Below are 22,533 nucleotides of genomic sequence, written 5' to 3'. Positions count from 1 at the left end.
AAACCAGCCAGAGTGTGGCAAAACGGGCAGCCTAAGCTGCCCGCGGCTGAATAAAGCACAGGTTTATACCTGCATGAGATCCTGCTCTTTTGCAGTCAGCGCTTTATCGATCTCAGCAATATACTTGTCGGTCAGCTTTTGAATCGCGTCTTCGCCTTCACGCTGATCGTCTTCAGTAATCTCTTTATCTTTTAACAACGACTTGAAGTCGCCGTTCGCATCACGACGTACGTTACGTACGGCAACGCGGGCGTGTTCAGCTTCGCTACGCGCCTGTTTGATGTAACCTTTGCGGGTCTCTTCGGTGAGCATCGGCATCGGCACCCGGATCACGTTACCCGCACTGGCCGGGTTCAAACCAAGATCAGAGGTCATGATGGCTTTTTCGATCTTCTGCACCATGCCCTGCTCCCACGGCGCAATCGTCAGCGTGCGGGCGTCCTCAACGTTGACCGATGCCACTTGGCTAAGCGGTACCTGGCTGCCGTAATAGTCCACGGTAACGGCGTCTAATATGCTCGGGTGAGCACGACCGGTACGAATTTTATTGAAGTTGCTATGCAGCGCCTCAACGCTTTTTTGCATGCGCGAATCGGCATCTTTCTTAATATCGTTGATCACGTCATTACCCTCTGTATATCAGCGTGCCTTCCTTGCCCCCTACGACCATATTCAGTAGGGCACCAGGCTTATTCATGTCAAATACCCGCACCGGCATATTATGGTCACGTACCAGGCAGATAGCGGTCAAATCCATAACGCCCAATTTTTGATCCAGGGCGTCGTCGTAAGAGAGCTGGTCGTACTTCACCGCATCTGGATGTTTTACCGGGTCTTTATTGTAGACGCCATCGACTTTGGTCGCTTTGATCACGACGTCGGCGTCCACCTCAATACCGCGCAAACAGGCAGCAGAGTCGGTGGTGAAGAAGGGGTTACCAGTACCTGCAGAGAACAGCACTACGTCCCCAGAGGTTAAGTAGCGAATGGCGGTACGCCGGTCATAGTGCTCTACTACGCCGCTCATCGGGATGGCAGACATCACGCGCGAGCGGATATTGGAACGCTCTAACGCATCACGCATCGCCAGCGCATTCATCACGGTCGCCAGCATGCCCATATGGTCACCGGTGACACGATCCATGCCAGCTTCATTAAGCGCCGCGCCGCGGAACAAGTTCCCACCGCCAATCACGATGCCAACCTGAACCCCGATGCCGACGAGCTGGCCAATTTCCAGCGCCATGCGGTCAAGCACCTTAGGGTCAATACCAAAATCGTGCTCACCCATGAGCGCTTCGCCAGAAAGCTTGAGCAAAATACGTTTGTATTTTGACTTCGAACCCTCAGCCTTGCTGGGTGCTACATGGGGGGTAGGTTCTTGAACATCACGCGACATGGCATCTCTCCTGAGGCAGACCTGTAAACAGGCAGGCGGGTCAGCCCCTTGGTATAAAACCAGTGTATAAAACCAGCTATCTTAGGGCCGATTATACTAGCATTAATTATACAGGGGCCGGATACGCGAAGGCGTGCGCTCACGCGCACGCCATCTTTTTTCTGAAACCTCTGACCTTAGCGACGGCCAGCCTGTTCCATAACTTCTTTAGCAAAGTCGACTTCTTCTTTCTCGATACCTTCGCCAACTTCAAAGCGCGTAAAGCTAACCACTTCGCCGCCAGCAGCTTTGACGAACTCAGCAACCGTCTGATTGGGATCTTTTACAAACGGCTGCTCGGTCAGGCTGTTTTCTGCCAGGTACTTTTTCAAGCGGCCTTGAACCATTTTCTCAGCGATCTGCTCCGGCTTACCAGCCATATCCGGCTGTGCCAGAATAATCGCTTTTTCCTGATCCAGCTGCTCTTGGGGCATGTCGGCAGGATGCGCAACCGCAGGGTTAATTGCGGCTACGTGCATCGCAACGTCTTTTGCCACTTGCGCAGTACCGCCAGTCAGCACGGTTAGAACACCAATGCGACCGCCGTGGACATATTCGCCTACCAGGCCACCACCAACAGCGTTCACAACGATGGCACGACGCACACCGATGTTCTCGCCGATTTTCTGAACCAACTGCTCGCGAGCAGTTTCCAGCTCGCCAGCCATAACGGCGGCGACATCTTCACTTTTCGCTGCAAAGAAGGCTGCGGCGATTTTGTCGGCAAATGCGATGAAGTTGTCATCACGGGCAACAAAGTCGGTTTCGGAGTTGATTTCAACCATTACGCCGTAGCTGCCGTCTTCCGCTACACGCGTAACCACTACACCTTCTGCGGCGATACGATCGGCTTTCTTCGCCGCTTTTAGGCCGGAGCTTTTGCGCAGGTTTTCAATCGCAACTTCGATATCACCGTCGGTTTCGGTGAGTGCTTTTTTACACTCCATCATGCCGAGACCGGTACGTTCGCGAAGTTCCTTGACCTGAGAGGCGCTGATAGCTGCCATGAGAATTCACCTCTGAAATGGTTCTATGAGAGTTAGACGCAACACAGAGTATAGGCATGATAAATGACCATCATGTATCACGCTGCCTATATCTCCCTGTATTGCGGGGCCGGTACTGAGTGCCGGCAAATTCGTCCGCTCAGACAGTTCATCTGTAGCGGGAAAAAGGGGGCATAGCCCCCTTTGTCTTGATGCGGCACACCTGCTCACCGCACCCACTGCTGCTATTACTCAGCGGCAGTGTTGTCTTCAGCTGCAGCGGCCTCTTCGGTCACTTCAACGAACTCTTGAGCGTTGCCTTCTTTGGCACGACCACACGCATCCGCAATCGCTTTTACGTAGATCTGGATAGCGCGGATAGAGTCATCGTTGCCGGGGATTACGTAGTCAACGCCATCGGGGTTGGAGTTAGTGTCCACCACGCCGATAACCGGGATACCCAGCTTGTTGGCTTCGTTGATCGCGATGCGCTCGTGGTCAACGTCGATCACGAACAGTGCGTCCGGTAGGCCGCCCATGTTCTTGATACCGCCGATAGAGCGCTCAAGCTTTTCCTGCTCGCGAGTCGCTACCAACACTTCTTTCTTGGTCAGCTTCTCAAAGGTGCCGTCTTCGCGCATAGCTTCAAGATCGCGCAGACGCTTAATCGACTGACGGATGGTCTTGAAGTTAGTCAACATGCCGCCCAACCAGCGATGGTTGACGAAGTGCTGACCTGCACGATTGGCTTCTTCTTTAATTACCTTGCTAGCGCTGCGCTTGGTGCCAACAAACAAAATTTTGTTGTTGGATGCCGCCATCTTCTCGACCACATCGATCGCTTCGTTCAGCGCCGGAAGGGTGTGCTCAAGGTTGATGATGTGAATCTTGTTGCGCGCGCCGAAGATAAATTTGCTCATCTTCGGGTTCCAGTACTTAGTCTGGTGACCAAAGTGAGCGCCTGCTTTCAGCAGGTCACGCATATTAACGTGAGACATGGTAGAACTCCTAAAACTCGGGTTAGGCCTCCACGCACCCCATGGATCCGACCGTTGACCGCGTTAAACGCTGCCAGCGGCACCCGGGACCATGTGCCGGTGCATGTGTGTTTTTAAGGCTTGATAGTAAGCAACGCGCCCGTTAGCGAGCACCCTGCGGATTCATCGCCCTGCCCTACTGCGTCCTTCCCAGCTAACAAGAAGCTCGGAATCACGATTGCAGGAAAGCGCGCGGCTTTATACCATAGATCATTGCCAAGATGAAGTCGCACCCCGTTTGACGGTCTTAAATTGCGCCATTCAATTATCCATTCAGAACCCATATCGAGCATTCATGAACGTTCCTATCAAGACGCCTTCTGAAATCGAACACATGCGCGAAGCCGGGCGCCAAGCGGCTAGCGTGATTGAAATGATCACCCCGCACGTACAGGCGGGCATTAGCACGGGTGAAATCGACCGTCTCTGTCATGAGTATATTGTTAACGAGCTGGGTTCAGCCCCGGCACCGCTGAACTACCACGGTTTTCCCAAAGCGACCTGTACGTCGATCAACCATGTGGTGTGCCACGGCATCCCCGACGACGCCAAGAAGCTCAAAAATGGCGATATCATGAACCTGGATATCACCGTTAAGACCACCGACGGCTACCATGGCGACTCCAGCGTGATGTTCGTAGTGGGTGAGACCATCCAGGGCGAAAGGCTGTGCCGAATTACTCAGGAGTGCCTGTATAAAAGTATCGAGCTGGTGAAGCCTGGCGTGCGCCTCTCAGAGCTTGCCCGCGTGATTCAAAAACATGCCGAAAGCAACGGCTACTCCGTCGTTCGGGACTTCTGCGGCCACGGCATCGGCGCCGAATTCCACGAAGAGCCGCAGTTTTTACACTACGACGGCTACGCACCGGATGCCGACATTAAGCTCGCCGCAGGCATGTGCTTTACCATCGAGCCGATGATTAACGTTGGCGGGTATAAAACCAAGGTGCTACGCGATGGCTGGACCGCCGTCACCAAAGATCGCAGCCTTTCAGCGCAGTGGGAACATACGCTGCTGGTGACCGAGGGCGGTGTAGAAGTACTGACCGCGCGTGGCGATGAAGACTTCAGTTTTCTAACCAACTGATGCTATTACACCACCACCGGTTTGAGCCGGACACCACGCTTTTCGACCTGGATCTTTTCCGCACCGAGCTTGCCGGCTCACGTTCGCCGGTAGCGCCCTTCAAGGCCGCACTGCGCGAGCTACAGGCGCGCCTGGACGACCAGTTCCGCGCCGGTGCAGACATCCGCGACCTTGTGCGCGGCCGCGCCTGGTACCTGGATCAACTACTGGCGATTGCCTGGGCGCAGCATGAGTGGCCTGATGATGGTATTGCGCTTGTGGCAGTAGGCGGCTATGGCCGTGGTGAGCTACACCCCCACTCGGATATCGATCTACTGCTACTGTTGGAGCAGGACGACGACACTGCCTATCGCGAACCGCTGACCGCTTTTATCACCTTCCTGTGGGATATTGGCCTGGAAATTGGTCATAGCGTTCGCTCGCTTAGCGACTGCGAGCGGGAAGCCGAAGCGGATGTCACGGTGATCACCAACCTGCTCGAATCTCGCCTGATTGCGGGACCAGAAAGCCTGCGCGAAGCGATGCGCGAACGCCTCAGGGCCGAGCACATTTGGCCCGCCGACCGCTTCTTTGAAGCCAAGTGGCAGGAGCAGATCTCCCGTCACTACCGCTACAACAACTCCGAGTACCACTTAGAACCGAACCTCAAAAGCTCCCCTGGCGGACTACGCGATATCCAGATGATCGGCTGGGTGGCCAAGCGTCACTTCGGTACCGAGCAGTACACCGACATCGTCGCCAACGGCTTTATGAACGATGCCGAACTGCGCATTTTAAGCCAGGGGCAGGCGTTCTTGTGGCAGGTGCGCTATGCCCTGCATATGATTACCGACCGCGCCGAAGACCGCCTGCTGTTTGACCACCAGCGCACCATCGCCGAAATGTTTGGCTTCCGCGATACGCCGGAACGTCTAGCGGTTGAGCAGTTTATGAAGCGCTATTACCGACACGTCACCGCGCTGGCGGGACTCAACGATATGCTGCTGCAGCACTTTGACGAGGTCATTCTGCGCGGCAAAGAGGCGCTGGAAACCGTCAAACTCAACGAGCGCTTCGAGACCAAGGGAGGCTATATCCAGGTACGTTCGCGCAATCTATTCCGCGAGCGGCCTGCGGCGATGCTGGAGCTATTCCTGCTGATGGCCAAGCACCCCGAAATCGAAGGGGTACGGGCAGACACTATCCGGCTAATTCGCGATCATCGCCACCAGATCGACGACCACTACCGGGAAGACCCGCGCCATCAGCGACTATTTATGGCCATTATGCGCGCCCCCGGCAACGTACCCCGTCAGCTACGGCGCATGAACCGCTACGGTATTCTGGGCAAATACCTGCCCGAATTTGGCCGCGCCATAGGGCTGATGCAGCACGACCTGTTTCACATCTACACGGTCGATGCCCACACCCTGCTGCTGCTCAAATTTCTGCACAATTTCCGCAAACCGGAAGCGAAGGGTGACTTTCCTGTGGCAGTGGCCTTGATGCAGCAGTTGCCCAAGCTTGACCTGCTGTGGATCGCCGGGCTGTTTCACGACATTGGCAAGGGCCGCGGCGGCGATCACTCGGAAATCGGCGCCCGGGACGTTGAGCATTTTTGCCAGCGCCACCACGTCTCGCCCCACGACACGAACTTGGTCAGTTGGCTGGTTGAGCACCATCTATTGATGTCGATGACGGCGCAAAAGCGCGATATCAGCGACCCCGATGTGATTCGCGATTTTGCCTTGATCGTGCGTAACGAAACGCGCCTGGACTATCTTTACGTGCTCACCGTGGCCGACATTAATGCCACCAACCCCACGCTGTGGAACGGCTGGCGGGCATCGCTGCTGCGCCAACTACACGCTGAAACCAAGCGCGCCCTGCGCCGTGGCCTGAACAATCCACCCGACCGCGACGACTGGGTGCGGGAAACGCGCACCGAAGCACGCTCTCTGCTGCAAACCATCGGCGTTAATCGTGAGCAAATCGATCATCTTTGGGAATCGCTAGGGGAAGACTACTTCCTACAGTACGCGCCCAGCGAAATCGTTTGGCAGACCCAGGGCATTCTCAATCACAACCAGTCGCCGCTGCCGCTGGTGTTGATCAGCGCACCGACGGCGGACATGTCCGAAGGCGGCACCAAAGTGTTTATCCACACCCGTTCGGTGGACGACCTTTTCGCGGCTACTGCCGCTGCCATGGAGCAGTTGGGGCTTTCGATTCACGATGCGCGCATTGCGACCTCCCACAACGATTGGACGCTGAACACCTTTATCGTGCTCGACCACCATGGCCAGCCCATTCGTGACCCAGGCCACATCGAAGAGATGCGCCAACATCTGGTGGAAGAACTGGATGACCCTGACGACTATCCAGATATCGTCACCCGCCACACGCCGCGCCAGCTCAAGCATTTCAAGGTGCCTACGGAAGTGCTGATTGAGCAGGATCCAGCCAATGAGCGCACGCTGCTGGAGCTAACGGCTCCCGACCGTCCCGGCCTTCTGGCCCGGGTGGGGCGTATCTTTATGGAGCAGGACATCTCGCTTTCCGCGGCAAAAATCGCCACTCTCGGTGAGCGGGTAGAAGACGTCTTTTTTATCACCACCAAAGCAGGCGAACCACTGACTGACCCCGAGCGCCAGCAGCAGCTGCGCGAACGCCTGATTGAGGTGCTGGGGGTTTGAGTTTGAGACTGCACCTGGGCTTGCCTATAATCGACGGTTTATGCCGCCAGCCATCAACGGACACATCATGAACGCCGACCTTGACGCCCTGCATCCCTACCCGTTTGAAAAGCTGGCCGCACTGAAAGCCGAATTAACGCCTCCAGCTGGCGTGGCGCATATCCCGCTGACCATTGGCGAACCCCAACACGCACCCTTCCCAGCGGCGCTTGAAGCGCTGGTGGCGCACCAACTGGAAATGGCCCGCTATCCTGCGACCAATGGCCTGCCAGCGCTCCGCCAAACCATCGCCAGTTGGGCAAGCCAACGCTTTCAACTGCGCGAACTCGACAGCGAACGGCACGTGGTCCCCGTTAACGGCACTCGGGAAGCCATTTTTGCCTTTGTGCAGGCGGCGCTGGATCGAACCCGCCCGGCGAAAGTCGCGGTGCCCAATCCGTTTTATCAGATTTATGAAGGCGCAACGCTACTGGCAGGCGGCGAACCGCTCTATCTGGATTGTACCGCTGAAAACGATTTCCGACCTGACTTCAACGCTGTGCCTGCTGCTATTTGGCGCGATGTGCAGGTGGTGTTTATCTGCTCACCGGGCAATCCCACCGGAGCCGTCACGCCTCTTGAGGAGTTCAAACAACTCATTGCGTTAGCCGATGAGCACGACTTTATTATCGCCTCGGACGAGTGCTACTCCGAGCTCTACCTCGACGAAGCCGCCCCACCGCCAGGGTTGCTGCAAGCCTGCGCCGAGCTGGGTCGTGATGACTACCGGCGCTGTGTGGTGTTTCACTCACTCTCCAAGCGCTCCAACTTGCCGGGCCTGCGCTCGGGCTTTGTGGCGGGGGATGCGGCACTGCTCACTCCTTTTAAGCGCTACCGCACTTACCATGGCTGTGCCATGTCGCTGCCGCTGCAGCACGCCTCCATCGCCGCCTGGCAGGATGAGCAGCACGTGCGCGCCAACCGCGACGCCTACCGCGAAAAATTTAGCGCGGTCACCGAGGTGCTTGCTCCGGTCATGGATTTTCCCGCGCCACAAGCTAGCTTTTACCTATGGCCTGCAGTACCCGGTGGCGACGATATCGCCTTCACGCAGAGACTGTTTGCCGAGCAGCACGTTAGCGTACTGCCGGGCAGCCTAATGGGCCGCAGGGGTGCAACTGGCGTTAACCCCGGCGCGGGGCGTTTGCGCCTGGCGCTGGTGGCTGAACTAGCACCCACTCTTGAAGCCGCCCAACGAATTCGTCGACTCGTCGAGCGCGGTTAACTTATTCAACTCTTTCTGACTCAACATTCTCTGGTTCAACATTCTCAGGAGGTCGTATGCTGACGCTGTATATCATCGATAACTGCGATACCTGCCGCAAAGCACGTAAAGCCTTGGATGAGAAAGCGCTGCTGTATAAAACCCACGATCTGCGCAAAGATGGTCTCTCCGCTGCGCTGCTAGAACATATTTTACATCGCGTGCCGCTTGTGGAAGTCATTAACAAACGCAGCAAAACCTGGCGCGAACTTTCCGATGAGGAAAAAGATTACGACGCCAACTCGGCCCGCCAGCTACTAATGAAATACCCTACGCTGCTGAAGCGGCCGCTGCTGGAAGTAGACGACTCCACAATTTTAGTCGGCTACCGCGAGGGCGATTACGACAAGCTCGGCTAAGTACTCAAGTAGCTAAGTAATTAAACAACCAGGCACCTTGGCTTTGTCTGTTTTTCTTCACTATTTCTCACTACAGGACACCTTCTTATGCTGAGCTTTGCACTTGGAATCGGCACCCAAAACACCCAGGGCGATTGGCTGGAGATCTACTACCCGGCGCCGCTGCTCAACCCACCAGCCAACCTAGTGGAAGCCGCTAAACAGGCTCTTGACGCCCCCCAAGGCAATACCGCCCTCAGCTTTTTGCCTGAAGACTGCACCCGTCTGGCTAAAGCGTTAGACGCCGCCGGGCACGCTGACCAAGCAGAGCTTGCCGAAGCGCTCTCTGCCAGCCAACGCCCGCTGGTCGCCATGTTCCTAGAGAGCGACGAAGCGCCACAAACCGCGCCAGAGGTATATTTAAAACTGCACCTGCTGTCGCACCGCCTGGTCAAACCTCACGGTCTCGATCTCACCGGCATGTTTGGCCTTCTGCGCAATATTGCCTGGACCAACGAAGGCGCCATCGACATTGAAGAGCTGCCTACGCGCCGCTTGAAGGCGCGCATGGCGGGCCGCGCGCTTTCCGTCGACTGTGTCGATAAATTCCCCAAAATGACCGACTACGTAGTGCCCACCGGCATCCGCATTGCCGACACTGCCCGCGTACGCCTGGGCGCTTACCTGGGCGAAGGTACTACCGTCATGCACGAAGGCTTCGTCAACTTCAACGCGGGTACGGAAGGACCCGGTATGATCGAAGGCCGTATCTCAGCCGGGGTGATGGTCGGTAAAGGCTCCGACCTGGGCGGTGGCTGCTCCACCATGGGCACCCTCTCAGGTGGCGGCAATATCGTCATCAAGGTCGGGGAAGGCTGCTTGGTCGGTGCCAACGCCGGCATCGGCATTCCACTGGGTGACCGTTGCACAGTAGAAGCAGGTCTGTATATCACCGCTGGCTCAAAAGTAACCTTACTGGATGATCAGGGCCAGGAAGTGAGCACCGTAGCCGCCCGCGAGCTAGCCGGGCAAGACGACCAGCTGTGGCGCCGCAACTCCCAGAATGGCCGCATTGAGTGCTTGACCAATAAAAGTGCTATCGCCCTGAACGAGGCGCTGCATGCCCACAACTGAGCCTGAAGGACTGTCGCCGACGCTCACGCTCGCCTTTGAGCTGCTCAGCCGGGCCTCAGTAACGCCGGACGACGAGGGCTGCCAGGAACTCATGATCGAGCGCTTAGCAGCGCTCGGTTTTCATATTGAGCGGCTGCCGTTTGGCGACGTAAAGAATTTCTGGGCGGTTCGCGGCCATCACGGCCCTGTGGTGGCCTTTGCCGGTCACACCGACGTGGTACCCAGCGGCCCCTATACCAACTGGCAGTACCCGCCGTTTGAGCCCTGCATTGATGACGAGGGCATGCTGTGCGGGCGCGGCGCGGCGGATATGAAAGGCAGCTTGGCCTCGATGCTGACCGCCGTTGAGCGCTTTGTGAACAACCACCCAGATCACGATGGCCGTATCGCCTTTCTGATCACCTCCGATGAAGAGGGCCCGGCAGTGGACGGCACCCGCGCGGTGGTCGAGCACCTGCGCGAGCGCAATGAGCGCCTCGACTACTGCATTGTCGGCGAGCCATCCTCGACCACGCGCCTGGGCGATGTGATCAAAAACGGTCGCCGCGGCTCACTAGGGGCCACGTTGCACATTAAAGGCGTGCAGGGTCACGTGGCCTATCCACATTTAGCCCGGAACCCCATTCATCAGGCCATGCCAGCGCTGGATGCGCTGGTCAACGAGCACTGGGACGCGGGCAACGACTTTTTTCCCGCCACCAGCTTTCAGATTTCCAATCTGCGCGCAGGCACCGGTGCCACCAACGTGATCCCCGGCGATGTGGAAGTGGTGTTTAACTTGCGCTTCTCCACCGAGGTGACCTCTGATGAGCTCAAAGCGCGCACGGAAACCATTCTCGACCAGCATGGATTGGAATATCAGGTAGACTGGACGCTCAACGGCGAGCCGTTTTTAACCGCGGAAGGCGCGCTGGTTGACGCCGCCATTAAAGGCGTTGAAGCGGTGACTGGCGAGCGCCCGACGCTCTCTACCAGCGGCGGCACCTCCGATGGCCGTTTTATCGCCACTCTTGGCGCCCAAGTGGTCGAGCTAGGCCCGCTCAACGACACCATCCATAAGGTCAATGAGCGCGTTCGCGCCAGCGATCTAGACGACTTAAGCCGGATTTACGAAGCGACGCTGCAAGCGCTGCTCTCCTCCGGCGAGGTAAACCTATGATGGAGCGTTACCCCGATATAGAGATTTACCTAGCCAGCGTGTCGCTTGATGCGCTCAATGAGTGGTTGAAAAGCGCGCTAATCGCACCGCCGCTGAGCCCCGCAGGCAAAGGCAAATGGAAAACCCGCGGCCAATACCAGGGCGATTGCGTGCCGGTATTGCTGGTAGACAAAGCCGCTGATGGCTTTGCCAGCCTATGGTTTGATAGCAACCACACACCTTGGATGACCGACCAGGAGTGTGCCCAACAGGCCGCAGAAGCGTTGCAAACCGAGGTGCGCTGCTCACTGGGCGGCTGGCACCCCGGTGATGATCCCGACCGCTTTTGGCAAGTGTTGCCCGGCGGGAAAGAAGGGGCAATAGAGTGGCCCGATTCAGGGCGCTAAGCGAGCGCTTAAACGCAAACGACCCCGCCGAAGCGGGGTCGTTTGCTACCCAACGATCAATCTAAATTAACTAGCCGTTGGGCTCACTCAATAATACTCACATCGTCGGCCTGCAAACCACGCTCATTTTTAATCACGTGATAACGCACGATTTGACCTTCTGCCAGCATACGCGGACCACGACCCCGAATGGCTCGGAAGTGGACAAACACATCTTCGCCATTATCGCGGGTAATAAAACCGTAGCCTTTGTTGGTATTAAACCACTTCACTTCACCCTCTTCGCGGCCATCGTTAGGATCGATGATGTCTTCCTCTTCATCATCGTCCAACGGTGCGGCTGCTTGAGGTTGGCGCGCTGCTAGCTTCGAAGCCACCACATCGGATGCCACCACGATCGAGGGCGCAAAAGCGGCAGACGCTAATGTGCCAATACACAGAACAATAAAACTACCTATCGCAACGGCAATATAAACGCTGCTAACTCCACTGATTGCCAGCTCGGCCATCCACAGCTCGGCGAGGGCACTATCGGTTAAATGAACAATCCCCGCCAGCAAAAGTGGCGTGGGGGCGGCAAGTAATACACTGATTAAGAAACAGCGAAACACAACTTTTGGGTTCATAGAAAAAAAAAGCTCTCTTGTTGTATGGGTAACAGACGAAGGACAATACCCGCACTATCAGGCCCATTCCCAATAGCACCGGCATACTACTACATAAGGCTGCAATGTTATCATGACACACGAATTATCGCCTGTTGACCTGGCTCAACGTCTTGAATCTTTAGAGAGCCGCTTAGCCCATCAAGAGCACTGGCTGGATACCCTGGATCAAGCAGTGGTACAACAGGAGCGGCGCCTGGAGAAACTGGAGCAGCTCAGCGGGCTAATGCGCGAACGTCTGCGTGAGCAGCACCAGGCACTCCAGGCAAGCGAACCCCAGGGCAGTCAGCGCCCCGAGGATGAACTTCCGCCCCACTACTGAACTAACGCCAGCCCGGGATGCGACTAATTAATTAGCCACCAGCAGTTTGCTTCTAACAGCTTAGCTGCCAACAACGCTTGCAGGATCACTGCTTTCCAGCCCAAAGGCATCCGCTACGGCTTGGTAGGTGACTTGACCCGCGTGCACGTTAAGGCCCGGCAGGAAGTGCGGGTCGTCACGCAGCGCCTGCTGCCAGCCCTTATCTGCCAGGGCAAGCACAAAGGGCAGCGTGGCGTTGGTCAGCCCCTGGGTGGAGGTACGTGCTACCGCGCCGGGCATATTGGCCACGCAGTAGTGCACCACCCCATCGACGATATAGGTCGGCTCGGCATGAGTAGTGGGCTTGCTGGTTTCAAAACAGCCGCCCTGATCGATGGCAACATCGACCAGTACGCTGCCAGGCTTCATATCAGCCAACATGCTGCGCGTTATCAATTTTGGCGCGGCGGCGCCGGGCACCAGCACCGCGCCAATGATCATATCCGACTCACGTGTGGCCGTTTCCAGCGCGTCTGCGGTGGAGTAAACGGTTTTAATGCGGCCCTGATAACGGTCATCCAGCACTTCAAGCCGCGCTAACGACTTATCCAGAATGGTAACCTCCGCGCCTAACCCCAGCGCCATGCGCGCAGCGTTTTCGCCTACTACGCCACCCCCGATCACGGTTACCTTACCCGGCGCCACACCGGGCACACCGGGCAACAGTACGCCTGCACCGCCCTGGGCCTTCTCCAGGCTATGAGCCCCCGCCTGTACCGCCATTCGTCCCGCCACGGTGCTCATTGGCGCCAGCAGCGGCAGGCCACCGCGGGCATCGGTAATGGTTTCATAGGCGATACAGGTGGCACCGCTCTCCATCAGACCGCGGGTAAGGGGCTCTTCGGCGGCCAGGTGTAGATAGGTGAACAGCGTATGCTGTGGGGTGAGTCGCGCCACTTCGTCCGGCTGCGGTTCTTTCACTTTGAGGATCAGCTCGGCGTTACGCCACAAAGTATCCACATCCGCTTCTATTTGTGCGCCAGCGGCTTGGAAATCAGCATCGCTAAAGCCTGCACCTTCTCCAGCACCGGCCTGAACGCTCACCTGATGGCCGCGTCCGGCTAATTCCCGTGCGCCGGTAGGGGTTAAGGCCACGCGATACTCGTGATTTTTGATCTCTTTGGGAACGGCGATTTTCATTGGATTTTTCCTGTGCTTTTAAAGGTGAGTCATGTTGTTAAGCAAATTACAGCACAGCTAACGTTGACCACCACCCCAGGAACGCAAAACAAAAAAAACGCCGGTTAAGGCGTTTTTTAGGAGAAAAATCTAGCGATTGCCGGTTCTACACGAAAAAATCCACTTCTTTCTTCGTCACTCCACAATAACTGCGCCGCCGTAGATACGCCGATACTCCTCGGGCAGGCGTTTGGGTCGACCCGAAGTAAGCGCTACACAGGCAAAGCGCGTACGGGCGTAAAGCAGTGTTTTCGCATCGTTGACACGCACCAACTGAAAACGCCTCGTTAGACTAAAGCGCTCGTCACAATCGACAATCCAGGTCGCCAACTGTAGCTCATCACCTGCAAAGGCAGGCGCCAGATAATCCAGCTCGTGGCGGTGAACCACCATGGCCCGATCAAGCTCTTGGTAACGCTCGAGAGAGAGGCCGAGCGCGACCGAGTGAGCCCAGCTAATCTGCTCAACCCAGCGCAGGTATTCACTGTTGTTGACGTGCTGATAAGCATCGATCGCCTCATCGGCCACGCGGATATCGATCACAAAAGGATCGGGCAGTGCCCACTCCATTGGCTAACTCCCGTGTAACTTGAATCCCCTGCACGCTGACGTCTCTGAACTCTAGCCTGAACTAGTCGCGGAACACACGCACACCCAGCGCCTTCAGGTAAGACGTTTCAGGAATAGCCGGATGCACCGGGTGATCAGGCCCTTGGTGGCCTTGGAAAATCACCTGCCCGTGACGATCCTGGTGGCGAACCGCACCACGCACTACGTCCATTAAACGCTCAGGTGCAAGATGCATTGAGCAAGAGGCTGACAGCAGCAGACCATCACGCCCCAACAGTCGCATAGCTTCGCGGTTCAAGCGGGCATAGGCGCGCTCACCGTTGGGAATGTCCTTGCGCTTTTTGATAAACGCCGGCGGGTCAATAATGACCACGTCAAACTCCTCGCCCTCTGCCTTCAACGCCGCTAGCGCTTCAAACGCGTCTCCTTCGCTAACCGCCACCTTCTCCTGCACGCCGTTCAGCTCGGCGTTGCGGGCGACTTGATCCAGCGCCGGGCCAGAAGAGTCCAGACACAGCACCTCTTTCGCGCCATGAACGGCCGCCTGCACGCCCCAACCACCTACGTAGCTGAATACGTCCAGCACACGCTTACCTTCCACCTGGCGATTGACCCATTCGCGATTAACCCGGTGATCAAAGAACCAGCCGGTTTTCTGACCATTAAGCACCGGCACCACAAAGCGGGCACCGTTCTCTTCGAGCACCACTTCGTCAGGCAGCGTGCCTTTGATGACGTCAACGTGGGCCTCAAGACCTTCCTGACGGCGGCCGCCAGTGTCATTACGGAAAACGATCACTTCCGGCTTGATGACTTTTTCCAGCGCGTCGACAATTTCATCAGCCAAGGCCTGCATACCCGCGGTATTGAGCTGCACGACGAGGACATCACCAAAACGATCAATCACCAAGCCTGGCAACAGGTCGCCTTCGCCGTGAATCAAGCGGTAGAACGGCTGCGCATACAGGCGCTGACGCAGCGCCAACGCTTGATTAAAGCGGTGCACAAACAGCGAGCGATCCAAGCGCATCTCGGGGTCGCGAGACATCACACGGGCTGCAATTAGCGAATGGGGATTAACGTAAGCCACCGCCATGACTTTTCCATTGGAGGCTTCTACCAGAGCGGTTTCGCCTGCCGCAAAGTTTTTCAGCGGCGTCTCTTTGATATCCACCTCATTGGAGTAGATCCAGAGATGGCCCGCTTTCAGGCGGCGGTCAGCATTTTTATTCAGGCGCAGGCGTTGGGTCACAGCAATCTCCAAAAATTTTGTCTTTAAAACCTTGCCTTAAAAACCTGTGTCTTAAAACCTGGGCTTAAAAACCCGTGTTTTAAAAACTCAGACAAGGCAAAAAGATGAGGCAAAGCGATACTTAAATAAAACAGTAGCACTGATAGGTAGGCATTAGCGCTGGCAGCCAGGGCAGAACACACTGGCACGCTGGCCAAGCGTAATGCGCCTAAGCTCAGCGCCACAGCGCAAACAAGGCTGGCCGTGGCGACCATAAACATTCAGGCGTTGGGCGAAGTAGCCGGGCTCGCCCTGGCCACTGACAAAATCCCGCAGCGTGGTGCCGCCCTGGGTAATCGCCGCCGCCAACACCTCTTTCACGGCCAGGGCCAAGGCGTCATAGCGAGCACGGGAAACTCTTCCCGCCGCCCGGCGCGGATCAATACCCGCCATAAACAGTGCTTCTGCCGCGTAGATATTCCCGGCGCCGACAACCACTTGGTTATCCATCAGAAACGGCTTTACCGCCACGCGTTTGTTACGCGAGAGCGTATACAGCCATTTGCCGTTAAACGCATCAGACAGCGGCTCTGGGCCCAAGTGAGCAAGCCGTTTATCCTGCGCTGCGTCTGCGGCCTGCCAATCCACAAAGCCAAATCGACGGGGATCGTGATAGCGCAGCACATAGCCGCTGGCAGTCACCACGTCCACGTGGTCATGTTTTTTAGGCAAATCCCCCACCCGGGCAATCCGTAGACTGCCCGACATACCCAAGTGCCATAACAGTGTCGCGCTAGCGTCACCTTCAAGCGCGTCACCCGCCTGAATAGGAATCTGCAGGTATTTTGCACGCCGCATCAACACCCCAATGCGCGCGCCCACCAACCGCTCGGCCAAGTCATCGGGCACTGGCACACGCAGTCGCGGCTGACGCACCAGGACTTCGGTGACTTCCTGACCTTCAATATAGGGAGCAATCCCGCGTCGGGTGGTTTCAACTTCAGGAAGTTCGGGCATATTGAGACATCGTACCGGCCTGTAATGACAGCCTAATGAAGGTGGTTTAGCAAAGCATGCGATACACGAAAGACATGCATGCAAAAACCCGGCTTGAGGCCGGGTTTTTGAACAGGCGCTCGCCTGCAGTGGAAGCTGATCAACATCGCAAAAGCGATTACTTGATCTTGGCTTCCTTGTAGATCACGTGCTTACGGATGACCGGGTCGAATTTTTTGAATTCGAATTTATCCGGAGTATTCCGCTTGTTCTTATCAGTGGTGTAGAAGTGACCTGTACCGGCACTAGACACCAGCTTGATTTTATCGCGCATGGTTTAATCCTTCCAAAATGCTTGGTCCGAAACGCTGGCTTAGATAGCGTCGCCGCGCTTACGAATATCAACCAACACTGCGTCGATACCGTTTTTATCAATAATGCGCATTCCTTTAGTGGAAACGCGCAGCTTGACGAAGCGGTTTTCAGACTCAACCCAAAAACGATGGGTATGCAGGTTCGGCAAGAAACGACGACGTGTCTTACGCATTGAGTGTGAAACGTTATTTCCAGTTACCGGACGCTTGCCGGTAACCTGACATACTTTGGACATTAGAGCCTCCAACTGCTTGGCCAGGATATAATAACCTGAGTGTTCAAAACTGTCGGGCAAACCGGAGCAGGGAAGGTGTCGACGCCGTTAACCGCCAAGCTTTATCCAAATCCGTTATTCAACCCAAGTTTAAAGGTGGCACTTTATACCAGAGCACCCGACTTACAGCAAGCAAAACCCACAAAAAAGGCTGAAAAAGCACTTTTTTGCTCATTTTACTTAGTCAACATTGCATAGGGCACTACGTACTGACGCTGCTTATAGCCAGCCGCGCTCGGCAAAAGAGATCACTTCTCCATCCCCCACCACGAAATGATCCAGCACGCGCACGTCAAAAAGTGCCAGCGCGTCTTTTAAGCGTTCCGTGATACGTCGATCAGCATCGCTTGGCTCTGCCACACCAGAAGGGTGGTTATGCGCCAGGATAACAGCGCCAGCGCTCAGTTCTAACGCGCGCTTGGCAACTTCGCGAGGGTAAACAGATGCGCTATCTAGGGTACCGCGAAACAGCGATTCATAGCGAATAATTCGGTGCTGGGTATCCAAAAAAAGTACCGCAAACTCTTCATGCCCTAAATGACGTAGCTGCGAACTCAGGTAGTGGCGCACCAAGGCAGGTGATGTCAGCGCATTGCCTCGCGCCAACTGGCTGGCTAAATGGCGTCGCGATAGCTCAAGCGTCGCCTGGAGCTGTGCGTACTTGGCGCTGCCTAACCCACGCGCAGTGCAGAAGCTTTCTTGATCGGCCTCAAGCAGTTGACGCAAACCGCCGAAACTAGTGAGTAAATCACGCGCTAAATCGACCGCCGAACGGCCCTGCACGCCAACACGCAAAAAAATTGCCAGCAACTCAGCGTCTGAAAGCGCCTGTGCTCCAGTATTTAATAGCTTTTCCCGGGGCCGCTCACCTTCCGGCCAGTGATTGATTCCCATCGCACCTCACCCGCGCTGCCCATCTTTATTGATCGAAGCCAGCCTCAACGCAATTAGCTTTACAGCAACAAGCCTCATTAAACCTAGCTTAACCTTGTTTGTGCTCAATATGCCAAATTGTTGGTGCCAATGGTATGGTAAGCCTCCTTACGAACGCGGATATGGATCACTGACCATGGCCTCTGCTGTTAACTCGACAAGCGCCTCGACGCTCGCAGGCAAACGCATACTGCTAGGCGTCAGTGCGGGTATCGCAGCTTACAAAAGCGCGCTGATTGTACGCCTGCTCAAGCAAGCGGGCTGCGAGGTGCGCGTGGTGATGACCGACGGGGCACAGGCCTTTATTACCCCGCTCACGCTGCAGGCGCTCTCCGGTGAGCCCGTGCGCACCTCCTTGCTCGATCCCGAAGCCGAAGCGGGTATGGGCCATATTGAATTGGCCCGCTGGGCGGACGTCGTATTGATCGCTCCGGCGACTGCCGACCTTATCGCTCGCTTGGTGCACGGCATGGCCGACGACCTGCTCACCACGCTCTGCCTGGCCTCTGAAGCGCCCAAACTGATTGCCCCGGCGATGAACCAGGCCATGTGGCGACACCCTGCCACCCAGCGCAATGTAGTGCAGCTGGAGCATGACGGCTGGCAGCCCATAGGCCCTGCCGCAGGGGATCAAGCCTGTGGCGATGTGGGGCCAGGCCGCATGAGCGAGCCTGAAGAGATTTTTAGCGCGGTAATGGCGCTGTTTGTAGCGCCTCTCACCACAGCACCCCACTCACATGCTCCCCATATTGTGATTACCGCTGGCCCAACCCGTGAGCCGCTGGATCCCGTACGCTATCTCTCCAATCACAGCTCGGGAAAAATGGGCTTTGCCCTGGCCGCAGCCGCGGAAGCTGAAGGCGCAAAGGTGACGCTGATCAGCGGGCCGGTTAACCTACCCACCCCTCGGGGCGTGACGCGGATTGACGTTGAGTCAGCCGAACAGATGCACGCTGAAGCTCAGCGGCTAGCGCCACAGGCGGCACTTTTTATCGGCTGCGCGGCCGTCGCCGACTATCGAGCCGCAGCCCCTGCCGAGCATAAGCTCAAAAAGCAGGACGATAGCGACACACTCACCCTGACCCTGGTTAAAAATCCCGATATTATCGCCAGCGTCGCAGCACTGCCCGCTAAACAACGCCCGCTAGTGATTGGCTTTGCCGCCGAAACCCAAGAGGTTGAGCGCTACGCACGGGATAAATTACAGCGCAAAGGGTTAGACATGATCGTCGCCAACGACGTTTCCCAGGCGGGCCTGGGCTTTGGCAGCGATCAGAACGCCGCCTGGTTACTCTGGCGCACCCCTCAAGGCGTCGAGAGCCGCTCAGAAACAGCGCAGCCGAAGACCCAACTGGCCACCATCATCATCCGTCAAGCGCTCGCCCTGCTTCCTAAAACAGCCGCTAAGAAAACTTCTGGAGAGTCTCAATGAGTGCCCGCCCCCGACTACAGTGCAAAGTATTAGATGACCGTTTGCACGACTACCTCCCTGCCTACGCGACGGCTGGCTCGGCGGGAATGGATCTGCGCGCCCTGCTGGATGAGCCGTTAATACTAGCGCCCGGAGATTGTCAGCTCGTACGCACCGGGATTGCCATCTATATTGAAGATCCAGGTTTGGCGGGCATGATCCTGCCGCGCTCTGGTTTGGGGCATAAACATGGCATCGTGCTGGGCAATTTAGTGGGTTTGATCGACTCAGATTACCAGGGCGAACTGATGATTTCGGTCTGGAACCGTGGTCAAAGTACGTTTACGCTAACCCCTTTTGATCGGCTGGCACAGTACGTGCTGGTGCCTGTCGTGCAAGCTGAACTCTCCTTGGTCGACGCCTTTGAAGACTCCTCCCGGGGCAGCGGCGGGTTTGGCAGTACGGGCAGTCAGTAGCGAGCCATCACGCCTGCTTAGGAAGCCTTTTTAAGGAAACGTCCGTTTAGCTGGGAAGCCCTATGAACGCACACTCTGTACCTGCTTCGATTTTTCGCGCCTACGATATTCGCGGTATCGTTGACGACACGCTAACTGAAGAGACGGTCGAAATGATCGGGCGTGCCGTCGGCTCTGAAGCCGCCGCACGAGGCGAATCCAGCGTGGTCGTAGCCCGCGACGGGCGCCTTTCAGGCGCTCGACTACAAGCAGCGCTGATGCGGGGCCTGAACGCCGCAGGTCGCGACGTGATCGACATCGGCATGGTACCCACCCCGGTGCTCTACTTCGCCACTCATACACTGGAGGGCACCCAATCGGGGGTGATGGTCACCGGTAGCCATAATCCCCCCGACTATAACGGCTTTAAAATCGTGCTTAACGGCGAAACGCTGTCTGGCGATGCGATTACCGCCCTTTTCGAGCGTATCCAGTCCGGCAACCTAGACAGTAACTTGGACAATATTCAAGGGCGCATCAGCCAGCAGGACATCCGTGAACGCTACTTAGCGCGCATTCTAAGCGACGTTAAAATCAATCGACCGATCAAGGCCGTGGTCGACTGCGGTAACGGCGTTGCCGGGGAGCTCGGCCCGCAGCTGCTGGCACGATTAGGTATTGAGACCATTCCGCTGTTTGCCGAAATTGACGGCAACTTTCCCAATCATCACCCTGATCCCGGCAAGCCGGAAAATGTCCAGGATCTGATCCGCAAAGTGCATGAAACCAGGGCCGACATTGGACTTGCCTTCGATGGTGATGGCGACCGCCTGGGCGTTGTCACCCCCTCTGGCAAGCTGATTTATCCCGACCACCTGCTAATGGTGTTTGCCACCGATATGCTCGCGCGCCAACCCGGGGCCAAGGTTATTTTCGATATTAAGTGCACCGGCAACCTGGTCAAAGTCATCAGCGAGGCCGGCGGCGAACCGGAAATGTGGCGTACCGGACATTCGATGATCAAGGCGCGCATGCAGGAGACCGGCGCCCAGCTTGGCGGTGAGATGAGCGGGCACATTTTTTTCAAAGAGCGCTGGTATGGCTTTGACGATGGTCTCTATGCCGCCGCTCGGCTGGTGGAGATTTTCGCCAACCAAGCCGACGACGCCGATACGTTTTTTGCCAACTTCCCCCAAGACGTGGCTACCCCGGAAATTAATATTGCGGTTACCGACGATAACAAATTTTCTCTGGTGGATAAGCTTGCTCGCGAGGGCGACTTCGGCGAAGGTATCAAAACAACTTTGGACGGTATCCGTGTTGACTACCAGGATGGCTGGGGCCTGTGCCGCGCCTCTAACACCACGCCAGCCCTGGTAATGCGCTTTGAAGGTAAAGACGATGCCGCGCTAGCACGCATCAAAGCCGTTTTTAACGACGCGCTTTTGCGCGTCGCGCCAGACATTGAGCTACCCGACTAGACAGATAGCTTTTCAAATAGCTCTTCAAATGGCTCGGTAAATAGCTCGCAAAATAGTTAGGCGCTGAAGGGATCGCGACCACCTAGAAAGCGCGACCCTCATCACTCAATCAGCATAAACGTTAGCAGCATAATAAACGTTCGCAAGGGACAACCTCATGAGTTCAGCCAGTCGCGACCCCCAGGTCGTTGTGGAGGTGCTTTCCGAAGCCCTCCCCTATATTCAGCAGTTCTCCGGCAAAACCGTGGTGGTCAAATACGGCGGTAACGCCATGACCGAGAGCACCCTGATTGACTCCTTTGCCCGCGATATCGTGTTAATGAAGGAAGTCGGTATCAACCCGGTGGTGGTGCACGGCGGCGGGCCGCAGATCGGGGACCTACTCAAAAAGCTCAACATTGAGTCGCGCTTCGTCAACGGCATGCGCGTTACCGACTCGCAAACCATGGACGTGGTCGAGATGGTACTGGGCGGCTTGGTCAACAAAAGCATCGTCAACCTGATCAACCAAAGCGGCGGTAAAGCGATTGGCTTGACCGGTAAAGATGGCTCACAAATTCGCGCCCGCCAGCTCAAGGTTGAGCACCAAAGTCCTGAAATGACGGCGCCCGAGATAATCGATATTGGCCATGTGGGCGAAGTGGAGTCGATCTCAACCGAACTTATCGAAATGCTGGCGGCGCGTGATTTTATCCCGGTGATTGCACCGATTGGCGTCGATGCCGCAGGCCACAGCTACAATATCAATGCTGACTTGGTCGCGGGCAAGATCGCCGAAGCGCTCAATGCAGAAAAGCTGATGCTGCTCACTAATGTCGCCGGATTAATGAACACCGAAGGTGAAGTGCTCACCGGTTTAAGCACCGCTCAGGTGGATGATCTGATCGCCGATGGCACGATTTATGGCGGCATGCTGCCCAAAATCCGCTGCGCGCTGGATGCAGTAAAGGGCGGCGTGAACAGCTCGCACATTATTGATGGCCGTGTCCCCCACGCGGTGTTGCTGGAAATTTTCACCAACGCTGGGGTAGGTACTCAAATCAAGGACGCGAGCTAACC

The 22,533-nt window shown here is 56.4% G+C and carries 24 protein-coding genes; 12 read left to right on the top strand and 12 right to left on the bottom strand.

Annotated elements, in window-relative coordinates; all coding sequences use genetic code 11:
• Window positions 1-63: 63 nt before the first annotated feature.
• The 4 genes from frr to rpsB all read right to left on the bottom strand — a co-directional run bounded on the left by frr (window position 64) and on the right by rpsB (window position 3,422).
• Window positions 64-621, bottom strand: a complete 558-nt coding sequence (gene frr / locus QEN58_RS02435) for a ribosome recycling factor (RefSeq protein WP_280105586.1) — start codon at window positions 619-621, stop codon at window positions 64-66.
• Window positions 622-625: 4 nt separating this feature from the next.
• The gene (gene pyrH / locus QEN58_RS02430) at window positions 626-1,399 is read right to left on the bottom strand and encodes a UMP kinase (protein ID WP_007111718.1); all 774 of its coding nucleotides are present in this window, start codon (window positions 1,397-1,399) and stop codon (window positions 626-628) included.
• Window positions 1,400-1,575: 176 nt separating this feature from the next.
• A complete protein-coding gene (tsf, locus tag QEN58_RS02425; protein WP_280105585.1) occupies window positions 1,576-2,445 on the bottom strand; it encodes a translation elongation factor Ts in 870 nt (289 codons plus the stop codon).
• 227 nt (window positions 2,446-2,672) lie between these two features.
• Window positions 2,673-3,422 carry a 30S ribosomal protein S2 gene (gene rpsB / locus QEN58_RS02420; RefSeq protein ID WP_007111720.1) on the bottom strand — a complete coding sequence of 250 codons (750 nt, stop codon included), beginning with the start codon at window positions 3,420-3,422 and terminating at the stop codon, window positions 2,673-2,675.
• 334 nt (window positions 3,423-3,756) lie between these two features.
• On the opposite strand from rpsB, the gene map reads away from it, so the two are divergent.
• From map to QEN58_RS02385, 7 genes are all read left to right on the top strand, one after another.
• On the top strand, window positions 3,757-4,548 hold the full coding sequence (gene map, locus QEN58_RS02415; protein ID WP_280105584.1) for a type I methionyl aminopeptidase: 792 nt from the start codon (window positions 3,757-3,759) through the stop codon (window positions 4,546-4,548).
• Entirely contained in the window at window positions 4,548-7,223 is a 2,676-nt protein-coding gene (locus tag QEN58_RS02410) for a [protein-PII] uridylyltransferase (RefSeq protein ID WP_280105583.1), read from the top strand. The genes map and QEN58_RS02410 overlap by 1 nt, the downstream gene beginning before the upstream one ends.
• A 67-nt stretch (window positions 7,224-7,290) precedes the next feature.
• Complete coding sequence (dapC, locus tag QEN58_RS02405) at window positions 7,291-8,487, top strand: succinyldiaminopimelate transaminase (RefSeq protein ID WP_280105582.1); 1,197 nt, start codon at window positions 7,291-7,293, stop codon at window positions 8,485-8,487.
• A gap of 56 nt (window positions 8,488-8,543) precedes the next feature.
• A complete protein-coding gene (locus tag QEN58_RS02400) occupies window positions 8,544-8,885 on the top strand; it encodes a Spx/MgsR family RNA polymerase-binding regulatory protein (protein WP_022520197.1) in 342 nt (113 codons plus the stop codon).
• A gap of 87 nt (window positions 8,886-8,972) precedes the next feature.
• Window positions 8,973-9,998, top strand: coding sequence for a 2,3,4,5-tetrahydropyridine-2,6-dicarboxylate N-succinyltransferase (gene dapD / locus QEN58_RS02395; RefSeq protein WP_280105581.1), 1,026 nt, complete (start codon window positions 8,973-8,975; stop codon window positions 9,996-9,998).
• Window positions 9,985-11,157, top strand: a complete 1,173-nt coding sequence (gene dapE / locus QEN58_RS02390) for a succinyl-diaminopimelate desuccinylase (protein WP_280105580.1) — start codon at window positions 9,985-9,987, stop codon at window positions 11,155-11,157. The genes dapD and dapE overlap by 14 nt, the downstream gene beginning before the upstream one ends.
• A complete protein-coding gene (locus QEN58_RS02385) occupies window positions 11,154-11,543 on the top strand; it encodes a hypothetical protein (RefSeq protein WP_280105579.1) in 390 nt (129 codons plus the stop codon). Before dapE ends, QEN58_RS02385 begins: the two co-directional genes overlap by 4 nt.
• An 83-nt stretch (window positions 11,544-11,626) precedes the next feature.
• Here QEN58_RS02385 and QEN58_RS02380 read toward each other — a convergent pair whose 3' ends face one another.
• Window positions 11,627-12,169 carry a cold-shock protein gene (locus tag QEN58_RS02380; protein WP_280105578.1) on the bottom strand — a complete coding sequence of 181 codons (543 nt, stop codon included), beginning with the start codon at window positions 12,167-12,169 and terminating at the stop codon, window positions 11,627-11,629.
• Window positions 12,170-12,281: 112 nt separating this feature from the next.
• Between QEN58_RS02380 and QEN58_RS02375 the strand changes: the two genes are divergently transcribed.
• Window positions 12,282-12,530: a SlyX family protein gene (locus QEN58_RS02375; RefSeq protein WP_280105577.1), complete on the top strand. Its 249-nt coding sequence runs from the start codon at window positions 12,282-12,284 to the stop codon at window positions 12,528-12,530.
• Between the two features lie 60 nt (window positions 12,531-12,590).
• Here QEN58_RS02375 and ald read toward each other — a convergent pair whose 3' ends face one another.
• The 7 genes from ald to radC all read right to left on the bottom strand — a co-directional run bounded on the left by ald (window position 12,591) and on the right by radC (window position 18,088).
• Window positions 12,591-13,709 carry an alanine dehydrogenase gene (ald, locus tag QEN58_RS02370; protein WP_280105576.1) on the bottom strand — a complete coding sequence of 373 codons (1,119 nt, stop codon included), beginning with the start codon at window positions 13,707-13,709 and terminating at the stop codon, window positions 12,591-12,593.
• Window positions 13,710-13,883: 174 nt separating this feature from the next.
• The gene (locus QEN58_RS02365; RefSeq protein WP_280105575.1) at window positions 13,884-14,318 is read right to left on the bottom strand and encodes an acyl-CoA thioesterase; all 435 of its coding nucleotides are present in this window, start codon (window positions 14,316-14,318) and stop codon (window positions 13,884-13,886) included.
• A 61-nt stretch (window positions 14,319-14,379) separates the two neighbouring features.
• Window positions 14,380-15,570 (bottom strand): class I SAM-dependent rRNA methyltransferase, encoded by a 1,191-nt coding sequence (locus QEN58_RS02360; protein ID WP_280105574.1) that lies wholly within the window; start codon window positions 15,568-15,570, stop codon window positions 14,380-14,382.
• Window positions 15,571-15,723: 153 nt separating this feature from the next.
• Window positions 15,724-16,566: a bifunctional DNA-formamidopyrimidine glycosylase/DNA-(apurinic or apyrimidinic site) lyase gene (gene mutM, locus QEN58_RS02355; RefSeq protein WP_280105573.1), complete on the bottom strand. Its 843-nt coding sequence runs from the start codon at window positions 16,564-16,566 to the stop codon at window positions 15,724-15,726.
• Window positions 16,567-16,723: 157 nt separating this feature from the next.
• Window positions 16,724-16,879, bottom strand: a complete 156-nt coding sequence (gene rpmG, locus QEN58_RS02350; RefSeq protein WP_022520204.1) for a 50S ribosomal protein L33 — start codon at window positions 16,877-16,879, stop codon at window positions 16,724-16,726.
• 39 nt (window positions 16,880-16,918) lie between these two features.
• Entirely contained in the window at window positions 16,919-17,155 is a 237-nt protein-coding gene (gene rpmB, locus QEN58_RS02345; protein WP_008959893.1) for a 50S ribosomal protein L28, read from the bottom strand.
• Window positions 17,156-17,413: 258 nt separating this feature from the next.
• Window positions 17,414-18,088 carry a RadC family protein gene (gene radC, locus QEN58_RS02340; RefSeq protein WP_280105572.1) on the bottom strand — a complete coding sequence of 225 codons (675 nt, stop codon included), beginning with the start codon at window positions 18,086-18,088 and terminating at the stop codon, window positions 17,414-17,416.
• A gap of 175 nt (window positions 18,089-18,263) precedes the next feature.
• Here radC and coaBC point away from each other — a divergent pair, with 175 nt between their 5' ends.
• From coaBC to argB, 4 genes are all read left to right on the top strand, one after another.
• Window positions 18,264-19,559 (top strand): bifunctional phosphopantothenoylcysteine decarboxylase/phosphopantothenate--cysteine ligase CoaBC, encoded by a 1,296-nt coding sequence (gene coaBC / locus QEN58_RS02335; protein ID WP_280105571.1) that lies wholly within the window; start codon window positions 18,264-18,266, stop codon window positions 19,557-19,559.
• On the top strand, window positions 19,556-20,014 hold the full coding sequence (gene dut, locus QEN58_RS02330; protein WP_280105570.1) for a dUTP diphosphatase: 459 nt from the start codon (window positions 19,556-19,558) through the stop codon (window positions 20,012-20,014). Before coaBC ends, dut begins: the two co-directional genes overlap by 4 nt.
• Before the next feature lie 62 nt (window positions 20,015-20,076).
• Window positions 20,077-21,474 carry a phosphomannomutase/phosphoglucomutase gene (locus tag QEN58_RS02325; protein WP_280105569.1) on the top strand — a complete coding sequence of 466 codons (1,398 nt, stop codon included), beginning with the start codon at window positions 20,077-20,079 and terminating at the stop codon, window positions 21,472-21,474.
• A gap of 157 nt (window positions 21,475-21,631) precedes the next feature.
• Window positions 21,632-22,531 carry an acetylglutamate kinase gene (gene argB, locus QEN58_RS02320; protein ID WP_007111740.1) on the top strand — a complete coding sequence of 300 codons (900 nt, stop codon included), beginning with the start codon at window positions 21,632-21,634 and terminating at the stop codon, window positions 22,529-22,531.
• Window positions 22,532-22,533: the final 2 nt, after the last annotated feature.

Origin of the sequence: Halomonas alkaliantarctica, assembly GCF_029854215.1 — a bacterium.
In the GTDB taxonomy this organism is placed as follows: domain Bacteria; phylum Pseudomonadota; class Gammaproteobacteria; order Pseudomonadales; family Halomonadaceae; genus Vreelandella; species Vreelandella alkaliantarctica_A.
This window is presented reverse-complemented; position numbering and strand designations above follow the sequence as displayed.

Excerpts from the sequence above, each read along its gene's own strand:
- pyrH (WP_007111718.1), bottom strand. The coding sequence starts at position 1,399 with ATGTCGCGTGATGTTCAAGAACCTACCCCCCATGTAGCACCCAGCAAG.
- tsf (WP_280105585.1), bottom strand. The coding sequence starts at position 2,445 with ATGGCAGCTATCAGCGCCTCTCAGGTCAAGGAACTTCGCGAACGTACC.
- rpsB (WP_007111720.1), bottom strand. The coding sequence starts at position 3,422 with ATGTCTCACGTTAATATGCGTGACCTGCTGAAAGCAGGCGCTCACTTT.
- map (WP_280105584.1), top strand. The coding sequence starts at position 3,757 with ATGAACGTTCCTATCAAGACGCCTTCTGAAATCGAACACATGCGCGAA.
- QEN58_RS02410 (WP_280105583.1), top strand. The coding sequence starts at position 4,548 with ATGCTATTACACCACCACCGGTTTGAGCCGGACACCACGCTTTTCGAC.
- dapC (WP_280105582.1), top strand. The coding sequence starts at position 7,291 with ATGAACGCCGACCTTGACGCCCTGCATCCCTACCCGTTTGAAAAGCTG.
- QEN58_RS02400 (WP_022520197.1), top strand. The coding sequence starts at position 8,544 with ATGCTGACGCTGTATATCATCGATAACTGCGATACCTGCCGCAAAGCA.
- dapD (WP_280105581.1), top strand. The coding sequence starts at position 8,973 with ATGCTGAGCTTTGCACTTGGAATCGGCACCCAAAACACCCAGGGCGAT.
- dapE (WP_280105580.1), top strand. The coding sequence starts at position 9,985 with ATGCCCACAACTGAGCCTGAAGGACTGTCGCCGACGCTCACGCTCGCC.
- QEN58_RS02385 (WP_280105579.1), top strand. The coding sequence starts at position 11,154 with ATGATGGAGCGTTACCCCGATATAGAGATTTACCTAGCCAGCGTGTCG.
- QEN58_RS02380 (WP_280105578.1), bottom strand. The coding sequence starts at position 12,169 with ATGAACCCAAAAGTTGTGTTTCGCTGTTTCTTAATCAGTGTATTACTT.
- QEN58_RS02375 (WP_280105577.1), top strand. The coding sequence starts at position 12,282 with ATGACACACGAATTATCGCCTGTTGACCTGGCTCAACGTCTTGAATCT.
- ald (WP_280105576.1), bottom strand. The coding sequence starts at position 13,709 with ATGAAAATCGCCGTTCCCAAAGAGATCAAAAATCACGAGTATCGCGTG.
- QEN58_RS02365 (WP_280105575.1), bottom strand. The coding sequence starts at position 14,318 with ATGGAGTGGGCACTGCCCGATCCTTTTGTGATCGATATCCGCGTGGCC.
- mutM (WP_280105573.1), bottom strand. The coding sequence starts at position 16,566 with ATGCCCGAACTTCCTGAAGTTGAAACCACCCGACGCGGGATTGCTCCC.
- rpmG (WP_022520204.1), bottom strand. The coding sequence starts at position 16,879 with ATGCGCGATAAAATCAAGCTGGTGTCTAGTGCCGGTACAGGTCACTTC.
- rpmB (WP_008959893.1), bottom strand. The coding sequence starts at position 17,155 with ATGTCCAAAGTATGTCAGGTTACCGGCAAGCGTCCGGTAACTGGAAAT.
- radC (WP_280105572.1), bottom strand. The coding sequence starts at position 18,088 with ATGGGAATCAATCACTGGCCGGAAGGTGAGCGGCCCCGGGAAAAGCTA.
- coaBC (WP_280105571.1), top strand. The coding sequence starts at position 18,264 with ATGGCCTCTGCTGTTAACTCGACAAGCGCCTCGACGCTCGCAGGCAAA.
- dut (WP_280105570.1), top strand. The coding sequence starts at position 19,556 with ATGAGTGCCCGCCCCCGACTACAGTGCAAAGTATTAGATGACCGTTTG.
- QEN58_RS02325 (WP_280105569.1), top strand. The coding sequence starts at position 20,077 with ATGAACGCACACTCTGTACCTGCTTCGATTTTTCGCGCCTACGATATT.
- argB (WP_007111740.1), top strand. The coding sequence starts at position 21,632 with ATGAGTTCAGCCAGTCGCGACCCCCAGGTCGTTGTGGAGGTGCTTTCC.